The 24,417-nt window shown below is 68.7% G+C and carries 23 protein-coding genes; 12 read left to right on the top strand and 11 right to left on the bottom strand.

What is annotated here, in order from left to right:
- Positions 1-2: 2 nt before the first annotated feature.
- The 8 genes from tolR to secA all read right to left on the bottom strand — a co-directional run bounded on the left by tolR (position 3) and on the right by secA (position 7,519).
- A complete protein-coding gene (tolR, locus tag QN315_RS15520; RefSeq protein ID WP_176641022.1) occupies positions 3-446 on the bottom strand; it encodes a protein TolR in 444 nt (147 codons plus the stop codon).
- A 3-nt stretch (positions 447-449) separates the two neighbouring features.
- On the bottom strand, positions 450-1,166 hold the full coding sequence (gene tolQ / locus QN315_RS15515; RefSeq protein ID WP_176641023.1) for a protein TolQ: 717 nt from the start codon (positions 1,164-1,166) through the stop codon (positions 450-452).
- Between the two features lie 205 nt (positions 1,167-1,371).
- Positions 1,372-1,776 (bottom strand): YbgC/FadM family acyl-CoA thioesterase, encoded by a 405-nt coding sequence (locus QN315_RS15510; RefSeq protein WP_323990233.1) that lies wholly within the window; start codon positions 1,774-1,776, stop codon positions 1,372-1,374.
- On the bottom strand, positions 1,773-2,855 hold the full coding sequence (ruvB, locus tag QN315_RS15505) for a Holliday junction branch migration DNA helicase RuvB (protein WP_323990232.1): 1,083 nt from the start codon (positions 2,853-2,855) through the stop codon (positions 1,773-1,775). Before ruvB ends, QN315_RS15510 begins: the two co-directional genes overlap by 4 nt.
- On the bottom strand, positions 2,852-3,451 hold the full coding sequence (gene ruvA, locus QN315_RS15500) for a Holliday junction branch migration protein RuvA (RefSeq protein ID WP_323990231.1): 600 nt from the start codon (positions 3,449-3,451) through the stop codon (positions 2,852-2,854). Before ruvA ends, ruvB begins: the two co-directional genes overlap by 4 nt.
- Complete coding sequence (ruvC, locus tag QN315_RS15495) at positions 3,448-3,954, bottom strand: crossover junction endodeoxyribonuclease RuvC (RefSeq protein ID WP_323990229.1); 507 nt, start codon at positions 3,952-3,954, stop codon at positions 3,448-3,450. Before ruvC ends, ruvA begins: the two co-directional genes overlap by 4 nt.
- Positions 3,955-3,962: 8 nt before the next feature.
- Positions 3,963-4,712, bottom strand: coding sequence for a YebC/PmpR family DNA-binding transcriptional regulator (locus tag QN315_RS15490; RefSeq protein ID WP_176641700.1), 750 nt, complete (start codon positions 4,710-4,712; stop codon positions 3,963-3,965).
- A gap of 56 nt (positions 4,713-4,768) precedes the next feature.
- Positions 4,769-7,519, bottom strand: coding sequence for a preprotein translocase subunit SecA (gene secA / locus QN315_RS15485; RefSeq protein WP_323990227.1), 2,751 nt, complete (start codon positions 7,517-7,519; stop codon positions 4,769-4,771).
- A 281-nt stretch (positions 7,520-7,800) separates the two neighbouring features.
- Here secA and QN315_RS15480 point away from each other — a divergent pair, with 281 nt between their 5' ends.
- From QN315_RS15480 to QN315_RS15425, 12 genes are all read left to right on the top strand, one after another.
- A complete protein-coding gene (locus QN315_RS15480; protein WP_323990225.1) occupies positions 7,801-8,718 on the top strand; it encodes a peptidylprolyl isomerase in 918 nt (305 codons plus the stop codon).
- A 116-nt stretch (positions 8,719-8,834) separates the two neighbouring features.
- Positions 8,835-10,070 (top strand): bifunctional glutamate N-acetyltransferase/amino-acid acetyltransferase ArgJ, encoded by a 1,236-nt coding sequence (gene argJ / locus QN315_RS15475; RefSeq protein ID WP_323990223.1) that lies wholly within the window; start codon positions 8,835-8,837, stop codon positions 10,068-10,070.
- Positions 10,071-10,121: 51 nt separating this feature from the next.
- A complete protein-coding gene (locus tag QN315_RS15470; protein WP_176641319.1) occupies positions 10,122-10,745 on the top strand; it encodes an RDD family protein in 624 nt (207 codons plus the stop codon).
- A gap of 32 nt (positions 10,746-10,777) precedes the next feature.
- The gene (gene thiM, locus QN315_RS15465) at positions 10,778-11,617 is read left to right on the top strand and encodes a hydroxyethylthiazole kinase (RefSeq protein WP_323990222.1); all 840 of its coding nucleotides are present in this window, start codon (positions 10,778-10,780) and stop codon (positions 11,615-11,617) included.
- 121 nt (positions 11,618-11,738) lie between these two features.
- Entirely contained in the window at positions 11,739-14,204 is a 2,466-nt protein-coding gene (locus QN315_RS15460; RefSeq protein WP_323990219.1) for a mechanosensitive ion channel domain-containing protein, read from the top strand.
- The gene (locus QN315_RS15455) at positions 14,197-14,961 is read left to right on the top strand and encodes a 2OG-Fe dioxygenase family protein (RefSeq protein ID WP_323990218.1); all 765 of its coding nucleotides are present in this window, start codon (positions 14,197-14,199) and stop codon (positions 14,959-14,961) included. The genes QN315_RS15460 and QN315_RS15455 overlap by 8 nt, the downstream gene beginning before the upstream one ends.
- Before the next feature lie 16 nt (positions 14,962-14,977).
- Positions 14,978-16,366, top strand: coding sequence for an MBOAT family protein (locus tag QN315_RS15450; RefSeq protein ID WP_323990217.1), 1,389 nt, complete (start codon positions 14,978-14,980; stop codon positions 16,364-16,366).
- Position 16,367: 1 nt separating this feature from the next.
- Positions 16,368-17,438, top strand: coding sequence for a hypothetical protein (locus QN315_RS15445; protein ID WP_323990215.1), 1,071 nt, complete (start codon positions 16,368-16,370; stop codon positions 17,436-17,438).
- An 80-nt stretch (positions 17,439-17,518) separates the two neighbouring features.
- Positions 17,519-18,652, top strand: coding sequence for an ABC transporter permease (locus QN315_RS15440; RefSeq protein WP_323990213.1), 1,134 nt, complete (start codon positions 17,519-17,521; stop codon positions 18,650-18,652).
- Between the two features lie 90 nt (positions 18,653-18,742).
- Entirely contained in the window at positions 18,743-19,501 is a 759-nt protein-coding gene (locus QN315_RS15435; RefSeq protein ID WP_323993554.1) for an ATP-binding cassette domain-containing protein, read from the top strand.
- Positions 19,502-19,504: 3 nt separating this feature from the next.
- Positions 19,505-20,473, top strand: a complete 969-nt coding sequence (locus QN315_RS15430; RefSeq protein WP_323990211.1) for an MlaD family protein — start codon at positions 19,505-19,507, stop codon at positions 20,471-20,473.
- The gene (locus tag QN315_RS15425) at positions 20,470-21,093 is read left to right on the top strand and encodes a PqiC family protein (protein WP_323990209.1); all 624 of its coding nucleotides are present in this window, start codon (positions 20,470-20,472) and stop codon (positions 21,091-21,093) included. Before QN315_RS15430 ends, QN315_RS15425 begins: the two co-directional genes overlap by 4 nt.
- 20 nt (positions 21,094-21,113) lie before the next feature.
- Here the strand turns inward: QN315_RS15425 and QN315_RS15420 are convergent, their stop codons facing one another.
- The 3 genes from QN315_RS15420 to QN315_RS15410 all read right to left on the bottom strand — a co-directional run bounded on the left by QN315_RS15420 (position 21,114) and on the right by QN315_RS15410 (position 24,267).
- A complete protein-coding gene (locus QN315_RS15420; protein ID WP_408904648.1) occupies positions 21,114-22,229 on the bottom strand; it encodes a purine nucleoside permease in 1,116 nt (371 codons plus the stop codon).
- Between the two features lie 146 nt (positions 22,230-22,375).
- The gene (locus QN315_RS15415) at positions 22,376-23,974 is read right to left on the bottom strand and encodes an adenosine deaminase (protein ID WP_323990206.1); all 1,599 of its coding nucleotides are present in this window, start codon (positions 23,972-23,974) and stop codon (positions 22,376-22,378) included.
- A 71-nt stretch (positions 23,975-24,045) separates the two neighbouring features.
- On the bottom strand, positions 24,046-24,267 hold the full coding sequence (locus QN315_RS15410) for a DUF1653 domain-containing protein (protein ID WP_176641908.1): 222 nt from the start codon (positions 24,265-24,267) through the stop codon (positions 24,046-24,048).
- Positions 24,268-24,417: the final 150 nt, after the last annotated feature.

Genomic DNA, 24,417 nt, shown 5'->3' with positions numbered 1-24,417 from the left:
AATCAGGGCGCGCCGCCGCCCGAGGGCGGCTGCTGGGCCAGCAGGGCGACATGGGTGAAGCCGCCGGCGGTGATCCGGCCCATCACTTCCATCACCCGGCCGTAATCGATATGGGCATCCCCCCGCACGAAGATCCGGTGCGCCGGATCATTCTCGGCGGCCGTGCGCAACTGGTCGACCAGTTGATCGGCCGAAACCGGATTGTCGCCCAGATACAGCGCGCCGTCCGAACGGATGGACACGGTGATCGGCTTGGTGTCCGCATTCACCGGGGCGGCGTCGGTCTTGGGCAGGTCGACATTCACGCCGCTGGTCATCATCGGCGCCGTCACCATGAAGATGATCAGCAGCACCAGCATGACGTCCACCAGCGGGGTGACGTTGATGTCCGACATGGGACGGCGGCGCCCCCGGCGACCGCCCCCTCCGCCCAGAGAAACGCCCATGGTTCAGCCTCTTTCCTCGGACTGGCGGGACAGGATGGCGGCGAATTCGGTGCCGAACCCGGCCATCCGGTCCTCGAACACCGCCAGGTTGTTGCTGATGACGTTATAGGCGATCACCGCCGGGATGGCGGTCACCAGGCCGATGGCCGTGGCGAACAGGGCCTCGGAAATACCAGGGGCCACGACGCTGAGATTGGTATTGTGCATCGCCGCGATCGACCCGAAGGCATGCATGATGCCCCAGACCGTGCCGAACAGGCCGATGAACGGCGCCACCGGCCCGATGGTTGCCAAGAAGATCATCCAGCGGCCCAGCCGTTCCATTTCGCGCGTCACGGTGATGGTCATGGCGCGGTCCACGCGTTCCTGCACCCCGCCGCGCACCAGGTCGACGCCCGGAATGCGGGCCGAACGGCGCCATTCGCCCATCGCCGCGCCGAAGACGGCGGCCAGCGGATGCTGGGGCTTCGCGCCGTCGGATTCGTACAGGTCGTCCAGGCTGCCGCCGGACCAGAACTTGTCTTCGAATTCGGTCGCCTGGCGATTGACGCGCCGCAGGGTCACGACCTTGTCGAAGATGATGCCCCACACGACCACGCTGCTGATGGCCAGCCCGATCATCACCAACTGGACGACGATCGCCGCGTGGATGAACAGACTCCAGAGCGACAAACCCGACGCAGCCGCGCCCAGGTTAGCCGCGTTAACCGCTTGGTCCAAAAATGCCTCCTGCACCTTCTGCCCATGGCCGTGCCGCCTCGCGTGCCGCGGCCGAGTCGGGGCAGCCTGACACTGCACTCCAGTGCGTTCCTTATAGGCTTCCGCAGGAAAGCAGAAGCACCCCCGGCGGCAGTTCGCGCCGGCCCCGACGAATAAATCCGGACCGGCATGGACGGCCCGTCATGCCCGGGAATGCGGGCCCGCCCTAATCCGCCAATCCGTTCAGCAGATCACGCCATGAAGGCGGAAATCGGGCAGGCCGGCCGTCGGCCACCCGCACGCAGGCCAGATGGACATCGAGCGTCGCGCACGGCGTGCCGTCGCGCAGGAAATCCTGCGCCAGGCGGCAACTGGCCGGGCCGAGTTCGGTCAGGCGGGTGACCACGGTCACGACATCGTCCAGCCGCAGCGGCCGGCGATAGTCGATGCCGGCCCGGCGCACCACGAAGGCCAGGCCGAATTCGTCGATCAGGGCCGCAACCGGGCGGCCCAGGCTGCGAATCGCCTCGGTCCGGGCGCGTTCGGCCAGCGCCAGGTAGCGGGCGTGATAGACGACGCCGCCCGCATCCGTGTCCTCATAATAAATGCGGAACGGGATGCTGTGCATCATGCCCCGTCCTCCGGCGGGCCATCCCCCCGGAGCGGATCCCCCCCGTGCAGCAGATCGCCCTGGCCCGGCTGGCGGGGCGGCGGGACCAGGCCCAGATGCCGCCAGCCACGTTCGCCCAGCATGCGGCCGCGGCTGGTGCGCAGCACCAATCCTTCCTGGATCAGATAGGGTTCGACGACGTCTTCCAGCGTGTCGCGGGCCTCGGCCAGGGCGGCGGCGAGGGTGTCCACCCCCACCGGGCCGCCATGGTGGTGTTCGGCGATACGGCGCAGATAGCGGCGGTCCATCCCGTCCAGGCCCAGCGCATCGACTTCGAGCCGCGACAGCGCGGCGTCGGCCAGGACACGGTCGACCGGCCCGCCGCCGCGCGAGACGGCGGCGAAATCGCGCACCCGGCGCAGCAGCCGGCCGGCGATGCGCGGCGTGCCGCGCGAACGGCGGGCGATTTCCTCGGCCCCGTCGGACGTCAGGTCGAATTGCAGCTTGCGCGCCCCGCGCGAGACGATCTGGCGCAGTTCGTCCGGCGTGTAGAACACCAGCCGCAGCGGGATGCCGAACCGGTCGCGCAGCGGGGTCGCCAGCAGCCCCGCCCGGGTGGTGGCGGCGACCAGCGTGAAGGGGGACAGGTCGATCCGCACCGAGCGGGCGGCCGGCCCCTCGCCGATGATCAGGTCGAGCTGGAAATCCTCCATCGCCGGATAGAGCACTTCCTCGATCGCCGGCTGCAGGCGATGGATCTCGTCGATGAACAGCACGTCGCGCGGCTGCAGATTGGTCAGGATCGCCGCCAGGTCGCCCGCCCGCTGGATGACCGGGCCCGAGGTCGCGCGAAAGCCGACGCCCAGCTCCCGCGCCACGATCTGCGCCAGCGTCGTCTTGCCCAGGCCCGGCGGGCCGTGCAGCAGCACATGGTCCATGGCCTCGCCGCGCTGGCGGGCGGCGGCGATGAAGATCGCCAGGTTCTCGCGGCTGGCCTTCTGCCCGGTGAAATCCTCCAGGGTCTGCGGGCGCAGCCCGGCCTCGAGCGCGTCGTCGCCGGTACGGGCGGGATCGACGGTGCGCGGGGGCAGTTCGGTCATTTCGCGAGATCCCGCAGGCTTTCGCGGATCACGACGTCCAGATCCGCCTTGTCATCCAGGCGCGCGACGATGCGCGCCACCACCGGCTGCGCCTCGGCACGGCGGAAGCCCAGGCCCGCCAGCGCCAGCAGCGCGTCGGCCTCCACCCCGCCGCCCGCAGCGGCCGGCAGGGCCGCGCCGGGCGGCACCGCAATGCGGCCGGCCTTGCCGCGCAATTCCGACAGGATCCGTTCGGCCAGGCGCGCGCCCACCCCGGATACGCGGGTCAGGCCGACCTTGTCCGCCGCGGCGATCACCGCCGCCAGATCGGCCGGCGACAGGGCGGAGAGAATCCCCAGCGCCAGCTTCGCCCCCACCCCCTGCACGGTGGTCAGCAGGCGGAACCAGTCCCGTTCCGCCGGCTCGGCGAAGCCGTAAAGCAGGAACGCATCCTCGCGCACCACGGTCTCGACCAGCACGCGCGCGACCTCGGGCGGGTGGGGCAGCGCGGCGAGGGTGCGCGTCGAGGCATGGACCAGATAGCCGACGCCATGAACGTCGACCACGCAGCGATCGGCTTCGACCTGTCCCACCAGGCCGGTCAACTGCGCGATCATGCCATGCGCGTCCCGGCCATGACGCGCAGGGCGCTGGCCCGGTGATGGGCGTGGCAGATCGCCACCGCCAGGGCATCGGACGCATCGGCCCGGCGGATCGTCGCTCCGGGCAGCAGGCGGCGCACCATCATCTCGACCTGGTCCTTGCTGGCGGCGCCGGTGCCCACCACCGCCCGCTTCACCGCCATGGCACCGTATTCGGAAACCCCGATCCCGGCCAGCGCGGGCACCAGCAGCGCCACCCCGCGGGCATAACCGAGCTTGAGCGTCGAGGCGCCGTTGCGGTTGACATAGGTTTCCTCGACCGCGGCCTCGGCCGGGGCATGAACGCGCACCAGGTCGAGCAGCGCGTCATGCAGCCGCCGCAGCCGATCGGGCACCGCCGCGTCGCCGTCGGTCGCGATCACGCCGTCGGCGACATGGCACAGCCGGTTGCCGTCCACATCGATGACCCCCCAGCCCGTGAAGCGCAGGCCGGGGTCGATGCCCAGCAGCCGGACCATGCGCCGGCTCAGGCGGACAGCCTCTCGGCCACGTCGTCGGGCAGGTCGAAATTGGCATAGACGGCCTGGACGTCGTCGTTTTCGTCCAGCACGTCGATCAGCTTCAGCACGCCCCGGGCCTTTTCCTCGTCCAGGGTCACGACCGTGCCGGGACGCCAGTCGAACCTGGCGCTGGCCGGTTCGCCGAACCGGGCCTCGAGCGCGTCACGAACGGCGAAGAAGGACTCGACCGGACAGGTGATCTCATGCCCCTCGGCGCTGGTTTCGACGTTGTCGGCGCCGGCCTCGATCGCCGCCTCCAGCATCGCGTCCTCGCCGGCGGTGGCGGCGGGATAGGCGATCACGCCCAGGCGGGTGAACATGAAGGAGACGGAATTCGTCTCGCCCAGCGAGCCGCCATGTTTCGAGAAGGCGGCGCGGACGTCCGAGGCGGTGCGGTTGCGGTTGTCGGTCAGGGCCTCGACGATCACCGCGACCCCGGCCGGGCCGTAGCCCTCGTAGCGGACCTCGACATAATCGTCGCCGCCGCCGGCGCCGGTGGCCTTCTTGATCGCGCGCTCGACCGTGTCCTTGGGCATGTTGACCTCGCGCGCCGCCGAGATCGCGGCGCGCAGGCGCGGATTGGCCGCCGGGTCAGGCATGCCCGAACGGGCGGCGACGGTGATTTCGCGAATGACCTTGGCGAACTGCTTGGCACGGCGCGCGTCCTGCGCGCCCTTGCGGTGCATGATGTTCTTGAATTGGGAATGACCCGCCATCGTTCGTCTCTAACTCTCGTCCTGAAAAAATGCCCTGCCGCTCACCGCCCGCCGGATCAGGCCAGGCGCCCATGGCAGTGCTTGTATTTCTTGCCCGAGCCACAGGGACACGGCGCGTTGCGCGGCGTCTCGCCCCAGCTCGACGGATCGTCGGGCATGATCGCCGCGGCGCCGATCGGGGTGGCGAGCGTCATGGCGGCCGGGGCGGCGAAGGAAGCCTGCCCGACGCCGGCCAGGACACCCGGCGGGGGCTCGGAGGCCAGGCCCGGCACCGCGGGGTCGGCATGCAGTTCGGCGACGCCGCCGAAGGGATTGTCCAGCACCGGCGGCGCGATCTCGACCCGCGCCATGGACGAGGTCACGCGCGCACGCAGATCGTCCAGCATATAGGTAAAGAGCTGGAAGGCCTCGTGCTTGAATTCGTTCAGCGGGTCCTTCTGGCCATAGGCGCGCAGGCCGATGCCCTGGCGCATCTGGTCCAGCGCCAGCAAATGTTCCTTCCACACCGAATCGAAGGTGCCGAGCAGGACCTGCTTTTCGATATAGCGCATCACCGACGGGCCGAAATTGGCGGCCTTGCTGGCCTGGAGCTGGGTGGCGGCCTGTTCCAGCCGTTCGGTGATGATGCGTTCGTCCACCCCGTCCTCGCGCGCCCAGTCGGCGATCGGCAGGTCCAGCCCCAGGAGCTGGCGCACATCCTCGGCCAGTTCGGCGCTCTGCCATTGCTCGGCGAAGCTGCGTTCGGGGATGCGACGCGCCACCATGTCGTGGATGACGTCGGCGCGCATCTCCTGCACCGTGGCCGACAGGTCCTCGGCCGCCATGTATTCCCGGCGCTGGGCATAGACCTCCTTGCGCTGGTCGTTCATGACGTCGTCATATTTCAGCGTGTTCTTGCGCATGTCGAAGTTGCGGGCTTCGACCTTCTTCTGCGCGCGCTCCAGCGCCTTGTTGATCCAGGGATGGACGATGGCCTCGCCTTCCTTCAGGCCCAGGCGCTGCATCATGCCGCCCATGCGCTCGCTGCCGAAGATGCGCATCAGGTCGTCTTCGAGCGAGATGAAGAAGCGCGAATTGCCCGGATCGCCCTGGCGGCCGGCGCGGCCGCGCAACTGGTTGTCGATGCGGCGGCTCTCGTGCCGTTCGGTGCCGATGACGTACAGCCCGCCCGCCTGGGTGACGATCTGATGGTATTCGGCGACCTGGGCGCGGATCTCGGCCTCGCGCCGGGCCCGTTCCTCGGGGTCCGTCATCTCGGCCAGTTCCTGGCGGATGCGCATCTCCACGTTGCCGCCCAGCTTGATATCGGTGCCGCGGCCGGCCATGTTGGTGGCGATCGTGATCGCGCCCGGCGCGCCCGCCTGGGCGACGATGGTCGCCTCCATCTCGTGGAAGCGGGCGTTCAGCACGTTGTGGCGGATGCCGCGCTTCTTCAGCAGTTCCGAGAGATACTCGCTCTTCTCGATCGAGGTGGTGCCGACCAGCACCGGCTGGGGCGTCTTGGCGATGTCCTCGATCAGATTGCTGACCGCCTCGTATTTCTCGCGCGCGGACAGGTAGACCTCGTCGTCCTCGTCCTTGCGCGCCACCGGCAGGTTGGTCGGGATCTCGACCACGTCCAGCTTGTAGATCTCGGCGAATTCGTCGGCCTCGGTCATCGCGGTGCCGGTCATGCCCGACAGCTTGGGATAGAGGCGGAAATAATTCTGGAAGGTGATCGAGGCCAGCGTCTGGTTTTCCTGCTGGATCTCGACATGCTCCTTGGCTTCCAGGGCCTGGTGCAGCCCGTCGGAATAGCGGCGGCCATCCATCATGCGACCGGTGAATTCGTCGATGATGACGACCTTGCCGCCACGGACGATATAGTCGACGTCCCGCGCGAACAGCGTATGGGCGCGCAGCGATTGCTGCACGTGATGGATCACCGCGATGTTATGGATGTCGTACAGCCCGCCCTCGTGCAGCACGCCCGCGGCGCGCAGCATCGTCTCGACCTGTTCCGACCCCGCGTCGGTCAGGATCACCGAGCGGAATTTTTCGTCCTTTTCATACATGTCGGGCAGTTGGACCAACTCGCGGACGATCGCGTCCACCGAGCGGTACAGGTCGGAACTGTCCTCGGCCGGGCCCGAGATGATCAGCGGGGTCCGGGCCTCGTCGATCAGGATCGAATCCACCTCGTCCACGATCGCGTGGCAGAAGGGCCGCTGGACCATGTCCTCGATCCGGTACTTCATGTTATCGCGCAGATAATCGAAGCCGAATTCGTTGTTGGTGCCGTAGGTGATGTCGGCATGGTAGGCGGCGCGCCGTTCCTCGTCCGACAGGTTGGGCACGATAACGCCGGTGGTCAGGCCGAGAAAGCCGTAGAGCTTGCCCATTTCCTCGGCGTCGCGGCGCGCCAGGTAGTCGTTGACCGTGACCACGTGCACGCCCTTGCCGGCCAGCGCGCTGAGATAGACCGCCAGCGTGGCGACCAGGGTCTTGCCCTCGCCGGTGCGCATCTCGGCAATCCGCCCGGCATGCAGCACCATGCCGCCGATCAACTGCACGTCGAAATGGCGCATGCCCAGCACGCGGCGCGCGGCCTCGCGCGCCACGGCGAAGGCCTCGGGCAGCAGGGAGTCGAGCGTGGCGCCCGCCGCAATCCGTGCACGGAATTCGGCGGTCTTGGCCGAGAGCGCCGCGTCGTCCAGCGCCTGGACCTGGGGCTCCAGCGCATTGATCTCGGGCACGCGGCGCTGGAACGCCTTGAGCGAGCGATCGTTGGCGGTTCCAAACAGGGCACGGGCAAGACTGGCGAACATGTAGACCTTCCGGAATGGCGCGGCCCCGCACCCGGCCGAACCCCCGGGCGGGCAGGAACTGTAAGGAATGGCATTCTCGCGCGGCATCTGAGATAGGACCCGCGCCGCCACGGGTCAACCGAACTCGGGCGAACTCGGGCGAACTCGGGCGAAGTCGAAGCACCGCCGAGGCAAAGCCGGCGCGGCCGGCGCGATGGCGCCGAGGCAGCCTTGCAGGACCAGGCGGGCTCGGCCATGATGCGCCGCGCGTCTTATTTCCTATTCTGTTAGGGTTTTTCCATATGCGGCTTTCCAGCCCGGCGGCTTCCATTCTGGCGGCGGCCCTGCTTGTCCCTGCGTTCTCCGTCCCTCATGCGGTGGCAGCGGCCCCCGCCGCGGCCAAGCCGCCGGCCGCGGCGCCGGCGGCGCCCGCCAATCCGAACCCGGTCGTCGCCAGCGTGAACGGCCAGGATATCCACCTGGACGACGTGCGCCAGGCGGCGGCCACCATGCCGGCCCAACTGCGCCAGCTCCCGCCGAACATGATCTTCCCGATGCTGCTGAACCAGTTGATCGACCAGAAGGCGATCCAGGCGGCGGCGACCCGATCAGGCCTGCAGAACCAGCCCGAGGTTCAGCAGCAGATGAACGCGGCGGCGGCCAACGCGCTGCAGAACGCCTATCTGTCGCAGCAGGTCACCCCCGGCCTGACCGATGCCGCGATCCAGGCTTATTACACGCAGAATTACGCGAACAAGAAGCCCGAGCCCGAGATCCATGCGCGCCATATCCTGGTGGCGACCGAGGCCCAGGCGCAGGATATCATCAAGCAATTGAAGGGCGGGGCCGATTTCGGCGCGCTGGCGGCCAAGCTGTCGACCGACAAGGCGTCGGCCAAGCAGAATGGCGGCGACCTGGGCTGGTTCAAGAAGGGCGACATGCTGCCGGCCTTCTCGGACGCCGCGTTCGCGATGAAGCCGCACAGCTTCAGCCAGGTCCCTGTCCATACACAATATGGCTGGCATGTCATCCAAGTGCTGGACACGCGCACCGCCTCCGTGCCCAAACTGGCCGACGTGCGGGATGAAATCCGCCAGAAGCTGATTCAGCAGGGTGTCCGCGATGCGGTCGAGAAGGCCGTGGCGGCGGTGAAGGTCGTCCGTTACGACCCCACCGGCAAGCCGATCCCGGCCACGCCGGCGGCGCCCGCGACGAAGTAAGACGACGCAAGCCGGGCGGGCGGCCCGGTGGTTTTCCATCCGCCCACAGCCGCCCGCCCCAGCCGGGGCGGGCCGGCAGGATCGCCCCGAAGCCGCGCAGAAAGAAGACCGGACCGATGGCTCAATCCCTTCCCCATTCTCCATTAGCCCGCCCGCTGCCCGCCCTGCCCCCGCTGGCCGGCGTGCGGTTCGGCGCCGCCGCCGCGGGCATCCGCTATACGGGGCGCACCGACCTGGTGATGGCCGAATTCGCGCCCGGCACCACGGTGGCGGGGGTGTTCACGCGCAGCAAATGCCCCGGCGCCCCGGTGGATTGGTGCCGCGCGGCCCTGCCGCAGGGCGAGGCACGGGCGCTGGTGGTCAATGCCGGCAACGCCAACGTGTTCACCGGCCGCGCCGGCTTCGAGGCGACGCAGGCCAACGCGGCCGATGCCGCCCGGCTGGTCGGCTGCGCCGCCAGCCAGGTCTTTCTGGCCTCGACGGGCGTGATCGGCGAGATCCTGCCCTACCAGAAGATTTCCGATGCGCTGCCCGGGCTGTACGCCACCCTGTCCGAGACCGGGTGGGCCGATGCGGCGCGCGGCATCATGACCACCGACACCTTCCCCAAGGCCGCGGTGCGCGAGACGACGATCGCCGGCACCACCGTGCGGATCCAGGGCATTGCCAAGGGCAGCGGCATGGTGGCGCCCGACATGGCGACCATGCTGTGCTTCGTCGCCACCGACGCCGCCCTGCCGGCCGCCGTGCTGCAGCCGCTGCTGGCAGCGGGCGCGGCGCGCAGCTTCAACCGCACGACGGTGGATTCCGACACCTCGACGTCGGACATGGTCCTGCTGTTCGCGACCGGGCAGGCCAGCAATCCGCCGGTCGAGTCCGAGACCGACCCTGCGCTGGCCGAATTTGCCGCGGCGCTGGACAGCCTGCTGCTGGAACTGGCGCTGCTGGTGGTGCGCGACGGCGAAGGGGCGACCAAGCTGATCCGCATCCAGGTGACGGGCGCCACCAGCGACGATTCGGCACAGCGCGTGGCGATGGCGGTGGCGAATTCCCCTCTGGTCAAGACCGCCATCGCGGGCGAGGACGCGAACTGGGGCCGGGTGGTGATGGCCGTGGGCAAGAGCGGCGAGCCCGCCAACCGCGACACACTGTCGATCGCCATCGGCGGCGTGTGGATCGCGCGCAACGGCACCGTCGTGCCCGATTATGACGAAACGCCGGTCGTGGCCCACATGAAGGGCAGCGAAATCGAAATCGAGATCGATCTGGGACTGGGAAACGGGACCGGCGTGGCATGGAGCTGCGACCTGACCCACGGCTATATCGACATCAACGGGTCCTATCGTAGCTGACTGGCGTAGCTGGCGGCCATTGCGCGGCCCTTGCCGGAAGGAAACAGTTCCATGTCCGATCTGCCGCCCGGCAGCGATCCTTTCGCTTCGCGATCGCCCTATGTGCCGCCGGGCCGCATGGAGCCGCGCTCTGTCTGGGTCTATGCCGGGTTCTGGTTTCGCGTGCTGGCCTGGGGCATCGACGCCTGCATCATCAGCGTCGCGGGCTGGGTCGTCGGCCTGCTGCTGTCGCCCAGCCTGACGGTCACGCTGATGAACAGCGGACCGGGGGTCGGAAAATACCAGATTTCCGACCTGGTCCGCGTCAGCGACATCCCGGCCGAATATTCCTACCAGTTCATCCACCCGGCCTGGCATGGGTCGGGACTGTACGAACTGGTGCAGTTCATTCTGCCGGCGCTTTACTACATCCTGTTCGAATCCTCGCGCCTGCAGGCGACCCCGGGCAAGATGGCCTGCCGGATGCGCGTGACCGACATTCACGGCAGCCGGATCACCATCGGCCGCGCGGCCGGACGGTATTTCGGCAAGTTCCTGTCCTTCATCCTGATGGGAATCGGTTTCCTGATGGTCATGTGGACCGCGCGCAAGCAGGGGCTGCACGATCTGCTGGCCGGCACCTGCGTCATTCGCCGGCAGGAAGAGGCGCTGGTCAATTTCGCGCCCCCGGGCTGAACCCGCCGATCCCGACGAAAGGCGCCCTGCCCATGTCCGCTTTCCTCTTCACCCCCCAAGCCGCCGCCGCCACGCTGGCGAAAATCCGCGCCGCCGCGCCGCTGGTCCACAACATCACCAACCTGGTCGTCGCCAACAGCACCGCGAACGCGCTGCTGGCGGCGGGTGCGTCCCCCGCCATGGTCGGGGCCGAGGAGGAAGTGGCGGAATTCGCCGCCCTGGCCGATGCCCTGGTGGTGAATATCGGCACGATCACCGCGCCGCAGGCCCGTGCGATCGCGCTGGCGACCCGTGCGGCGCAACAGGCCGGCACGCCCTGGATTCTGGACCCGGTGGCCGTGGGCGTGCTGGATTTCCGCTCCCGAGTCGCGGTCGCAAGCCTGGCCGACGCCCCCCGCGCCATTCGCGGCAATGCATCCGAGATCCTGGCCCTGGCGCATCTGCATGCGCGGATGGCGGGCACGCCGCCGACCGGCCGGGGCGTCGATTCGCAGGCCGCAGCCGCCGAGGCGCTGGCGGCCGCGCGCGGCCTGGCACGGGCCAGCGGCGCCTGTGTCGCCGTCAGCGGCGCCACCGATTTCATCACCGACGGCACGCGCGTGGCCAGGGTGGAAAACGGCCATGAGATGATGACCCGGGTCACCGGCCTGGGCTGCAGCGCGACCGCGATCGCCGGCGCCTGCCTGGCGGTCGAACCCGACGCGATGGCCGCCTGCGCGCATGCCATGGTGCTGATCGGCCTGGCGGGAGAAATGGCCGCACACGCGGCCGCCGGCCCCGGCAGCCTGCAGGCCGGCATCCTGGACGCGCTGTACCGCCTGGACGGCGGAACCGTGACGGCACGGGCAAGGATCGGTATCGTCGCGGATTGAGCCGTCGTCCGAGGTCATCGCCCGGGGATCATCTTCTGAGCCGCGCCGCGCACCCGGCGGCGCCCGACCATCACCCCGCCACGGTCCGCCCCGTGGCGGCAGCTTGAGGCAAGCCGCATTCATGCCCGTTCCTTCCGCCCGCCTCTCCGGCCCCCGACGCCCCCTCGCCCTTGCACGCGTGCTGGCGGCAATCGCCGTCCTGGTCCTGTCGATCACGGGCGGGCGGGCCCTGGCCGAAGCGCCCGCCGCCGCGATCACGGCCCAGCAGGCGCAGCAGGCGCTGGCGGTCCTGAACGATCCGAAAAGGCGCGAGGAATTCATCCGCACCCTGTCGGTGATCGCCAGGGGCCTGCCCCAGGCAGGGTCGATGCCGGCGCCAACGTCGGGACCGGGCCCCGCGCCGGCGACCGGCGCCGCCCCGGGCGGCGGAAAGATGGCGCTGGAGCCCAACAGCCTGGGCAGCGACATCATCGGCGAATTGTCGGGGATGCGCCAGGCCACGGCCCGCCAGGCCCGCCAGTTCGCCGGCCTGTTTTCCGACCTGGCGTTCGTCGGGCATTGGGTGCGCACCGAATTCGCGACCCCGGATTTGCGCCAGGCGCTGCTCGGCGCGTTCGGCCCCGCCGGGCTGGTCATCCTGGCGGCGCTGGCGGCGGAACGGGGCCTGGCGATCCTGCTGCGCCGCCCCCTGCGGGCGGTAACCGGCCGCGCGATCGAGGCCGAACGGCGGCTGAACCACCGCGAGGCGCAGGAAGAGGCGCAAGCGCGCCCCGAACCCGTCCCGCAGGACGAGACCCAGCAGGAAACGCAGGACACGCGACGGCAGGACGACCGCAAGCAGCACGAGACGCTGCGCATCCTGCGGCGGGTGCCCTTCTCGCTGCTGCATCTGCTGATCAAGCTGCTGCCGGTGGCGCTGTTCCTGGGCATCGGCTATGCAGGCGCCGCGATCGTGGGCGACGAGCAGGCCGAACTGGTCACGCTGATGGTGACCAACGCCTATGTCGCGGCACGGATGATCTGCCTGCTGGTCGAGATGGTCATGGTGCCGAAATCGCCGACGATCCGGCTGTGCCGGGCATCGGACCGCACGGCGCGGATCGTCACCCGCTGGTGGAACCTGCTGGTCGCCGTGGGCTCGATCGTCGTCTGCCTGTCGTCGCTGGGCGTGCTGTTCCACATGCCGCCGCGCGGCACCCAGGCACTGATCCGCGCGATCGTGCTGGTCGAGCATATCCTGATCGCGGTGTTCATCTGGCGGATCCGCATGCCGGTGGCCAACGCGCTGCAACCGCCGTCACGGCTGCGCAAGCGGACCTTCTGGAGCGTCCTGGCCCATATGGCGCGATTCTGGTGGCTGCCCGCCATGGTGTTCGACCTGGCGCTGTGGCTGGTCTGGGCCACGCAACTGCGCGGCGGCTATAGCTGGATCTGGCGTACCACCCTGATGACGGTCCTGGTCATCCTGCTGTCGCGGGTGGCGGCGGTGCTGGCGTTCGGCGCGCAGAACCGGCTGTTCCACATCAGTGACGAGACCGAGATACGCTATCCGGGGCTGCAGGCGCGGGCCGATTACTATTACCCGTTCGCGCGGCGCGTGCTGTCCAGCCTGCTGGTCTTCGTCACGATCGTGGTCCTGATGCAGGCCTGGGGCATTCCCAGCGTCGCCTTCTTCCTGCACGGCACGCTGGGCACGCAGATCCTGGCGGCGATCCTGTCGATCCTGGTCGCCATCACGGTCGCCGCCCTGGTGTGGGAGTCCGCGAACGCGGCGCTGCAACGGCAGGTCAGGCGCTATGAAGACACCGAGCAATTGTCGCGCGCGGTGCGGCTGCGCACCGTGCTGCCGATCATCCGCACGGTGCTGCTGACGGTCATCATCATCATCGTCGCGGTGACGACCCTGTCGCAGATCGGGCTGAACGTGACGCCGCTGCTGACCGGCGCGGGCATCCTGGGTGCCGCGATCGCCTTCGGGTCACAGAGCCTGGTCAAGGATTTCATCACCGGTTTCTTCATGCTGGTGGAAAATGCCATGCAGGTGGGCGACTGGGTGACGGCGGGCGGCGTGTCCGGCACGGTCGAGCACCTGTCGATCCGCACCCTGCGCCTGCGGACCACGTCGGGCGACGTGCATATCATTCCGTTCTCGTCCGTCACCTCGGTCGCCAACACCTCGCGCGACTTCAACGTCGTGATCGTGACCTTCATGCTGGATCTGGGCGAGGACCCCGACCGCGTGGCGGCGATCCTGGCCGACCAGGTGGCCGAACTGCGCGCCGACGAGGCATTCGGGCCGATGATCCTGACCGATTTCACGTTCCTGGGGCTGGACAGCGCCGACGGCAACGGCGCCAAGCTGATCGGCTCGTTCCGCACCACGGCGGGGAACAAATGGAAGGTGTCACGCGAATATAATCGCCGGCTGGGGCTGCGCATGGTCAGGGAAAAGGTCAAGTTCCCGATGCCGACCGCCGTTTCCCTGCTGAGCAATTTCGGCGGCGGCCCGCTGCGCGTCGAGGGGGATCGGCCCGCGGCCCCGCCCGCGAACACCAACGCCCCCGATCCGGACAAGACCCATGAGTGAAGACAGCACGCCGCCCCTGCCCACGCCCGAACCGCCGCTGCCCGAACTTCCGCCGCTGGAAGAACATCTGCGCACCGAGGGATTCAGCTTCCTGCGGGCGGCCGATATCCGCCCGATGCTGGCGTCGTACGGCCTGGCGGACTGGGAGGGTTTCGCCGCAAGCTGGAACCGGCTGGGGCTGGATCGCTACATGGCCGATGGCGGGCGGTATCGCCGGCGGCGCCACGCGACCTTCGCCGTCTCGGCGGAGGGGATCGAGCGCAAGAAGCACCAGCCGCATTACCAGAGCCGCGATTACAACGAGTTGAATGGCGGAATCGAACGCTGGTTCCGTCCCGTCGAGGACGCGATCGGCGCCCACCCGGCGCTGATGGCCATCCTGCGCCTGATGCAGCGGGTGGCGACGGACCTGACGGCGCCGGCGGGGCAGCCGGACACCTGGCATGCCGAGATCCACCAGTTCCGCATCGAGGCCCGCCCGGACGAGCCGGGCGAGCCCACGCCAGAGGGCCTGCATCGCGACGGCGTGGACTGGGTGCTGGTGCTGATGGTGCGGCGCGAGAACGTGGCCAGCGGCGAGACGTCCATCCACGACCTGCATCGGCGCGAGATCGGGCATTTCATGCTGGCCGAGCCGCTGGACGCGGCGCTGGTCGACGATAATCGCGTCTATCACGGGGTCACCGCCGTACGGCCGATCGACCCCGCCCAGCCGGCCTATCGCGACGTCCTGGTCGTGACCTTTCGCCACCAATAAGGCCGCGTTCCGATAGATGCTGTTTACGACTCAGTCTTTCCTGCTGGGCTTTCTGCCGGCGACGCTGCTGCTGTTTCATCTGTGCGCCGGACACCGCATGGCACGGCAGCTCGTCCTGGTGGGCGCGTCGCTGCTGTTCTACGGGTTCTGGAACTGGCGCTTCGTGCCCGCGCTGGTGGCGCTGACCCTGCTGAACTGGGGACTGGGCCGAGCCTGGGCGGCCAGCGGCCGGCGCATCTGGCCGATCGGCGGAATCGTCATCAACCTGCTGACGCTCGGGTTTTTCAAATACGCCAATTTCTTCGCCGACAGCATGGCGCATCTGGCCGGCTGGCGGCACCTGGCCTGGGCGATCACGTTGCCGCTGGGCATTTCCTTCTTCACGTTCCAGAAGATCGCCTATCACGCCGACCTGCTGCGCGGCGCGCGGCCGGTGCGCAGCGCGCTGGACTTCCTTGAATTCGTCACCTTCTTTCCGCAACTGATCGCGGGCCCCATCGTCCGCCATCATGAGATCGTGCCGCAATTCGACACCGACCCGCACGGGCCGGACCTGTGGGAAAACCTTTCACGCGGGGCCATGCTGCTGCTGCTGGGACTGGCCAAGAAGGTCGGGCTGGCGGATACGCTGGCCCAGACCTGCAATCCGCTCTTCGACCAGGCGGCGCATGGCGCGGCGCTGAACCTGGCGCAGGGATGGGTGGCGGCGCTGTCCTATACGCTGGAAATCTTCTTTGATTTTTCCGGCTATTCCGACATGGCGATCGGCATGGCGCTGCTGTTCGGGCTGCGGCTGCCGTTCAATTTCGACGTGCCCTACCGTGCGACCAGCATCCGGCAGTTCTGGCAGCGCTGGCACATGACGCTGTCCCGCTTCCTGCGCGATTACCTCTATATCCCGCTGGGGGGCAACCGGCACGGGGCGGTGCGGCAGAGCGCCAACCTGTTCGCCACCATGGCGCTGGGGGGCTTGTGGCACGGGGCGGGCTGGACCTTCGTGGCCTGGGGCGTGCTGCACGGGCTGGCCCTGTCGGTGAACCATGCCTGGACACGGCTGGCGAGCCGCCTGGCGCTGCGCCTGCCGGCCGTGGCGGCCTGGGCGCTGACGATGCTGTTCGTCATCGTGGGGTGGGTGCTGTTCCGCGCGCCGGACTTTCCCACCGCGGGGCGCGTGCTGCGCGCCATGGCCGGATTGCAGGGCGTAGGCCGTGCCTGGCCGCGCGACGCGGCGGTGTTCTGGATCGCGCTGGGCGTCGCCCTGATCGGCCCGTCCTCGCAGGATGCGGTGCTGCGGATGCTGCGCCCGACCAGGCTGCTGGCCGTGCCGGCGGGCATTGCCTTCGTATTGCTGCTGCTGCTGATCGGCGGACGGATTCCCGATGCCTTCATCTATTTCCAGTTCTGACATGTCCCGGCCCGGCCCGGCCCATTCCGCCGCTCTGATACATTCCGCACAGGCGGCGTGGCGGCGCTTCGCGCTGGCATTCGCGGCGGCGCTGGCCGGCGCGGGTCTCGTGGTCTTCCTGTTCGTCGTCATCGTCGATCCGTGGGACATGCTGCCGTTGTCGCCGCGCTGGCACAGGATCCCGATTTCCACCAATGCGCGCTTCACCATGCCGGCCCTGGCCGTCAGTCCGCGTTTCGATTCCGCGATGGTCGGGACATCGACCGGCCGGCTGCTGCAACCCGCGATCATGGACCGGCCGTTCGGCGCGCGCTTCGCCAACATGGCCATGAACAGTGCCAGCCCGTGGGAGCAGGACCGGCTGCTGCGACTGTTCCTGCGCCATCATCCGGCGCCGCGCGCGGTGCTGATCGACGTCGATTTCGCCTGGTGCTCGGCCTCGGCGCAGGCGCTGTCCGGCCCCAACAGGCCGATGCCGGACTGGATGTATGCCGGGTCGCCCTGGCGGGGATACGCCGAGATGATGAACCTGTACGCGGTGCAGGAAGCCGCGAACCAGTTCATGTGGCTGATCGGGCACAAGCGCCAGCGCTACGGATCGGACGGCTATACCAGCTTCGTGCCGCCCGACAGCCAGTATGACCGGCGCCGGGTCGATGCGCTGTTCGCCGGCTGGCCGGTCGACCGGCGGATGGCGGACGGGCCGGCGCCGGCGCCGCAATCCATGCCGATGCTGCGCGCCCTGCTGGCCGCGATCCCGGCGGCCACCGTCAAGATCCTGTGGTTTCCGCCCAGTGCGCGCGAGATGCAGGGCATGCCCGGCGGCGCACTGACCGCGGAACGCGCCGCCTGCCGCGCCGCCGTGCTGGCCGCCGCCCGCGCCGCGCCGCGCGCGATGGTGGTCGATTTCGACATCCCGGGCCCGGTGACCGCGACGCGCGACAATTTCTGGGATCCGATCCATTATCGCCAATCCGTCGCGCGGATGGTGATGGATGATTTGGCCGCCGCCTATGCCGGACGCGAGGTGGCCCCCGACCAGGCGCGGGTACTGCTGCGGCCGGCATACTGATCTCATCACGCCCCTTGCCGCGGCGCCGCCATCCGACGAAGATGGCCTCGGGATGAAGCCGCCGCGCGGGGAGAGAGGTCTTGGACAGCGATCACGACCGGCCCGCCTGGCAGTTGCGCACCGATGACGACGCCAATGTGATCGTCCTGTCCGGCGCGTGGATCGCGCAGCAGGGACGGGTTCCGGCGCTGCCGTCCGACGGGTTGCGGCAGGCCCTGCCGGACCGGCTCATCCATTTCGACACCACCGCGCTGGGCCGGTGGGATACCGCGCTGGTCGGGTTCCTGTGGCAGGTCAAGCAGCTTGCCGCGCGGGACCACCTGGCGATACAGGCCGACACGCTGCCGGACTCGGCGCGGAAATTGCTGGATCTGCTGCCCGAATCCGCCCCCGCCCCGGCCGTGCCGCACCGTCGTGCCTTCGCGCCCGTCACCGCGCTGGGGGCGCGCACGCTCGACGGGCTGACCGAAATCGGGACGATGACCGAACTCGGCGTCGAGGCGGCGCGCGGCGGCCTGGCGGCCCTGGCGGGGCGCGGCCGCATGCGCATGACGGACCTGATGGACAATATCCGCGACGCGGGGCCGTCCGCGCTGCTGATCGTCAGCGTGGTGAATTTCCTGGTCGGCGCGATCCTGGCTTTCGTCGGCGCGGTGCAGTTGCGCAGATTCGCCGCCGACATCTATGTCGCCAGCCTGGTCGGGATCGCCATGGTGCGCGAGATGTCGGCCGTGATGACGGCGATCATCATGGCCGGCCGGACCGGCGGGGCCTATGCCGCGCGGATCGCGACCATGCAGGGCAACGAGGAAATCGACGCCCTGACCGTGTTCGGCATTCCGGTATCGAGCTATCTGATCCTGCCCTCGATTCTGGGCCTGGTGGCGACCATGCCGTTTCTGTACCTGTATGGCTGCCTGATCGGCATGCTGGGCGGTTTTGCCGTCTCGATCAGCATGCTGGCCGTGACGGGCCCGGGCTATCTGCATCAGACGCTGAATGCCGTGGCGCTGAACCAGTTCGAATTCGGGTTCGCCAAGAGCATCGCCTTCGCCATCCTGATCGGACTGACCAGTTGCCGGATCGGCCTGCGCGCCGGCCGCAGCGCCGCCGACGTCGGCGTGGCGGCCACCCGGGCGGTGGTGGTGGGGATCGTCGGCGTCATTGCCGTGGACGCGATCTTCGCCGTGATCGCCACCACGATCGGGATCTGACGCATGACCGACGTCCCTCCGGCCGATACCCCTCCGGCCAGCGCCCCCTCGACCAACGCCCCTTCGGCTGAAGACAGCCGCGAGATCCTGATGGCGCTGGACGGCGTGACCCTGGCCTTCGGGCCGAAGGTCATCCAGCAGGATGTCTCCTTCACGGTGCGCCGGGGCAGCATCTTCGCCGTCATGGGCGGCTCGGGCTGCGGCAAGAGCACGGTCCTGAAAAGCATGATCGGGCTGCTGCGCCCCCGGACGGGCCGCTACCTGGTAGGGGATGAGGATTATTGGCGCGCCGACGACGCGCACCGCGTGTCGGTCAACCGCCGCTTCGGCGTGCTGTTCCAGAGCGCTGCGCTGTGGAGTTCGCTGACGGTCGGCGAAAACGTGGCCCTGCCGATGCAGATGTTCACCCAACTGGATGCCGCCGCCATCCGGCGGCTGGTCGAACTGAAGCTGGGACTGGTCGGCATGCTGTCCGCCATCGACCAGTATCCCGCCGAACTCAGCGGCGGGATGAAGAAGCGCGCGGGCCTGGCGCGCGCCATGGCGCTGGACCCCGACATCCTGTTCTTCGACGAGCCCTCGGCGGGGCTGGATCCGATCACCTCGGCGCGATTGGACGAGCTGATCGTCAATCTGCGCGACGGGCTGGGGGCGACGATCGTGATCGTCAGCCACGAACTGCCCAGCCTGTTCGCGATCGCCGACGACGGACTCTTCCTGGACGCGCAGAGCCACAGACCGATCGCGCGCGGATCGCCGTCCTGGCTGCGCGATCATTGCGACGACCCGCAGGTTTTCGCTTTCATGCACCGTGCCCGCCCCGAAACCCCAGCCGAAAGGCACGAGTGACCCATGGCGAACAGACAGACAGCGGTTGGCGCGTTCGTGATCGGAGGGTTGGCGCTGGGCCTGGCGGCGCTGATCTTCTTCGGCAACATCTCGCTTTTCTCCCGGACGACGCGCGCGGTGGTGATCTTCCAGGGATCGACGTCGGGCCTCTCGCTCGGCGCGCCGGTCACGTTTCGCGGCGTGCGCGTGGGCGCGGTGGACGGGATAGGCATCACCTTCGACGCCAGGACGCATGCGGCCTATATCCCCGTGACCGTCGAATTGCGGCCCGACCGCGTCAGCCTGGCGGGCCAGGGACGGCACGCTGTGCGGCTGACCCTGCAGGACCTGATCCGCCTGGGGCTGCGCGCGTCGCTGAACCTGCAGAGCTTCGTGACCGGACAGTCCGAGATCGACCTGGATTTCGATCCCACCGCGCCGGCGGTGCTGCACCCCGACATCGCGACGATGACTGAAATCCCCATGCGCCAGTCGGCGATCCAGAAAATACAGAAAACCCTGACCGAACTGCCGCTGACGGAACTGGCGACCGACGCCCGGGCCGCCATGCAGAACATCCGGGAACTGGCCGAACGGCTGGACCACGACCTGCCGCCGCTGGTCGCCAGCGTGCGCCAGACCTCGGACCATTCGCGCGCCGCCGTCGATGCCGCGACCCAGGCGATCGTGGACCTGCAATTGCGGCTGGACACCACGCTGAAGGCGATCGACACGCTGGCCGGCACCGGCACCCAGCAACTGGAGGCGCGCGGCGCCGACATGCATGCGCTGCTGGACAACGTCAACCAGACGGTGCTGCAGGCGCGCCAGAGCCTGGCCGGCCTGCAGGACATGACCTCGCCCCGCTCGGCCGAACGGGCCAATCTGGATTCCACCCTGCGCGACCTCTCGGCCGCCGCCGCCGCGCTACGCGGCTTTGCCGGCGACGTCGAACGCAACCCGCAACTTCTGCTGTTGGGACGCCGCCCATGACGATCCGAGAGTGCCGCCGCGCGGCTTCATGGCCGCCCGCCTTCCTGGCCGCGCTGGTTGGGCTGGCGTTGGCGGGGCTGCTGCCGGCGGGCTGCGCGTCGCCGCCGGTGCGCTTCTATACGCTGGGCGCCCCGGCCATCGCGGCGGGCGCCGAGCCGGCGGGCCCCGTCGGCCCCGCCGCCAGGACGGTCACGGTGGATCGGGTCGTGCTGCCGGACTATCTGGACGGGCAGGACCTGGTGGTGCGCACGGGCAACCGGATCCTGCGCAGCGACCGGGGGCGCTGGGCCAGCCGGCTGTCGCTGGGGGCGACCGACCTGATCACCGCCCGGCTGGGCCAGGCACGCAGCGACCTGTTCGTGACCGACCAGCCGCAGGTGCTGCCCGCGGCCTGGCGGCTGGCGGTGAATGTCAGCCGCCTGGACGTCACCCGCGACGGGACGGCGTCGCTGGATGCGGACTGGTCGATCATTCCGCACGATCCGCGGGCGCCGATCCTGCATCAGCGCGCCTTCGTCACCCGCGACGGATCGGCGGCGACCGATGATGATACGGCCCGCCTGACGGAAGCGGTGCTGGACCAGCTAGCCGCGCGGATCGTGGCAAGCTGGCCCCGCTAGGTGTTTAGTCCCGGCCTGTCCTATTTGACCGGCGTTCCGGGCGTGCGCGCGCCGTAGCGGTCCCAATGCAGGGCCAGTTCGCGCACCACCACGCTGCCGACCCGATAGGCCGCGTCGATCGACGGCAGATAGCCCGAATAGCCGCCCTCGCTCGCCTCGGATTTCAGCAGGGCGGCGGCGGTCTGGCCGGGCGGCGGCATGTCGAAATTGCTGGCGGTGCGCAGCACCAGCACGCGATCCGGATCCACCCGCCCGGCCTGGGCCTGCAAGGTCAGGGCCTGCATGAAGCCCACATCCTCCTCGGCCGTGGTGGCGAATACGCCCTGTCCGGCGGTCCAGTATGCCACCCAGCGTTCGGCCCAGCGATTCATCCGCGCGCCCACCCAGAACGTCTCGCTGGACAGGGTGTCGCCCAGCAGCACGGCGGGCGGCTTCTGCGCCCGGGGATAACCCGCGTAGCGCGCACGGATCGCTTGCAGCGCCGGCGTGTCCGGCAGCGCCACCTGCCGCGTCAGGTCATAGGCCCAGCGCACCAGGGCAGGATTGAACGTATAGGCCATGTCGCCCGACAGCGAATGCAGCGGCGGCACGGGCCGTTCGTCGGGCGTGCTGCCCTGGACCGGCGTATAGCCGTCCGGCCAGTCCGGCGGGATTTCCCGCGCGTCGATCGCGTGGGCCAGACCGCCATTGATGACGCGCGGCGCCCAGACCGCCGCGCCGACCGGGCCGAAATTCGGATCGATCCCCGCGATCCCGGCCAGCACGAAATAGGCATGGCGCAAGTCGAAGCGCGGATCGAGCACCAGCGCGGTGATCGCCGAAGCCATATGTTCCGGCCCCTCGCCGCTGGCGATGCCCAGGACCTGCAGGCCGGGGTTGTAGCGCATGACCCCATGCCAGGTGCCCGGCGCCGGCAGGACCTGCTTCAGCGGCAGCTTTTCCACCCAGGTCTGGAATTCGCCCGGCATGTCGCCGGTATCCTTGCCGATCTCGAACGTCGTGACGACCACGACGCGGACGGGAATCTGCGCGGCGCACGCCGGCGCCGAAGCCGCCAGGCCGCATGCAAGGGCAAGGCCGGCGACCGCGCCGGACAGGCGACGCGAGAGGGATAGGCGCGGGAAGCGTAATGGCATCGTCATGCGTTTCTTTTCATTGCCCTAGTGTCCTGATTCCGAAATTCGCAAGTGAATTTTGGAATCAGGACACTAGAATTAATATTTTAGTGGCCTGCTGGTCCGAGAAATTCTCATAAGAATGTCTCGGGCAGGACACCAGGGAATCATTGCCCGGCGGATTGCGCATGGTCGTCCATCAGCGCAGCCTGGCGGATCATGCCGGTCTCGAATGCATGCAGCCGTGCCTCCAATGTCCATTGCAGGCGGGCCTTCTGACTGTGCGCCAGGAAATCATGGCAGGCGCCGCCCGCAGGGACGGGACCGGACGGCGTGGCGGCACAGGCCGCCACCATGTGGAAGGGACGGGTCCGCGCCCACAAGCTGTCGCCGGGCAGGAACGCGTGTTCCAGGCCGCTGCGCGACAGGTCGCGCAGCGCCGCGTAATCGAGCTGATAGGTCGCGGCCGCGCGTGCGTATTCGTGGGTCAGGTCGATACGCGACACGCCCTCGTCATCCGTCGACAGGGCGACGGGCACGCCGGCGGCGCGATAGGCGTTGAACGGGTGCGCGGCCCCCGCGACACCGAGAATGACGTCATTGCTGGTCAGGTTGATTTCCACCATGACGCGACGGCGGGCCATCTCGGCCATCAGCCCGTCGGGGTCGTCCTCATGCAGAATGTCCACGCCATGGCCGATGCGGCGGGCGCCGGCGATTTCGACCGCCTGGCGGATATGAAAGCGCAGCCCTTCGGGCGGGACCAGCCCCGGCGCCAGTTCGCCGGCATGCAGCGACAGGCGCACCTGCGGGTCGCGACGGGCCAGCCAGCCGAACATGCGCATATGCAGGCCGTAATCGCGCATCGCCACCGCGTCGTCTTCGGGCGCCACGATATTGATGCCGACGAAACGCGGATCGGCCTTGACCAGGGCATAGCCGAAATCGAGCTGCGGAAAGACCATGGCGGGCGGCATGGTGCGGATGGTCTGGTACAGATAGCGGACCGTAACCCCGCAGCCGGGATGCGCCGCCTGCGTGCCGCATTGCAGGACGGCCCGCATGCGCGATTCCATCGCATCGGCCTGATGCCGGGCGGCGGCGACCAGGGCCGGCAGGGCGGGCGCGATGGCCCGGTCGGCATCGGCGAAACCGTCCCCCTGCAGCACGAAACGCGATCCCAGATCGGCGACCGGACCAAGCTGCGGCGAGATCATCAGTTCCAGATACAGGACATGGTCCTCGGCGGCGCGGGCGACGGCTTCGGCCAGCATGTCGCCGTCATGCGCCGCCAGCGCGGGCCCGAACCGGGCGAAGGTCGCGAAGAAATGGTCATGGCCGGACCGATCGGCTGGCGTAGGCACGTAATCGCGCATCGACAGGGCGTCGATCATGTCGGCCCGCAGGTCTGGATGCGCCGCCAGGTCGGCAGCGGGCACCCGGCCCGATTCGGGCCCGGGGGCGCATTTATCCGCCAGGATCCGCCCCTGGGCGGGGGCGACGCACAGCCCGTCCCGTGCGGCCCAGTCCAACATGTTCTCGGCATAGACGGCGCCGGCCAGATGGTTGTGCAGGTCCGCCCCCTTGGGCAGGGCGCGCAGCACCGCGTCCAGCCGGGCCGGATCCTGGCGAAGACGCGTGAAGGCCGCAGCGGCGGGATCGGGCGGCTCGGCCGCACCCGCCGCCGGGGGGACGGCCGGCAAGACGGTCAGGCCGGCGGCGAGACAAAAGACGGCAAGACGGGAGACGAAGACGGATCGGACCATGCGGCGATGGTGCTGCGGCCGTTTCCAAAAGGCAACAGCCTGAAAGAACGACAGCATGGCCGGGCAGGACGCTATGATTGGTCCGGCGTATCGATCGGCTGGAAGCGCGGCAGGCCGTCCACGTCCTCGACCCACATGGCCAGCGGCCGGACCCAGTAATCGCCGCGCGCCTCGCTGCGATAGGTGACGAGCCATTCCTCGGTCTCGGAATGGCGGCCGACGCAGATCAGCGTGTACAGCCCGCCCTTGTAATGCCGATAGAGGCCCGGCCGCGTCCGTTCAGCCTGGTTCATGTGTCGCAACTCCGCTCCGATCCGCCCGGCGCCCCAAATCGGAATTCCGAATCGGGATTCCGAAATCCGCCGGATGTCGGATTCACGGTGGACACCGGATAAGACAATAATTTTAGTGGTCTGCCGCCCGGCAGCCAATCCGGGGGTAAT

This window comes from Nguyenibacter sp. L1, from assembly GCF_035199985.1.
Classification (GTDB): Bacteria; Pseudomonadota; Alphaproteobacteria; order Acetobacterales; family Acetobacteraceae; genus Gluconacetobacter; species Gluconacetobacter vanlangensis.
This window is presented reverse-complemented; position numbering and strand designations above follow the sequence as displayed.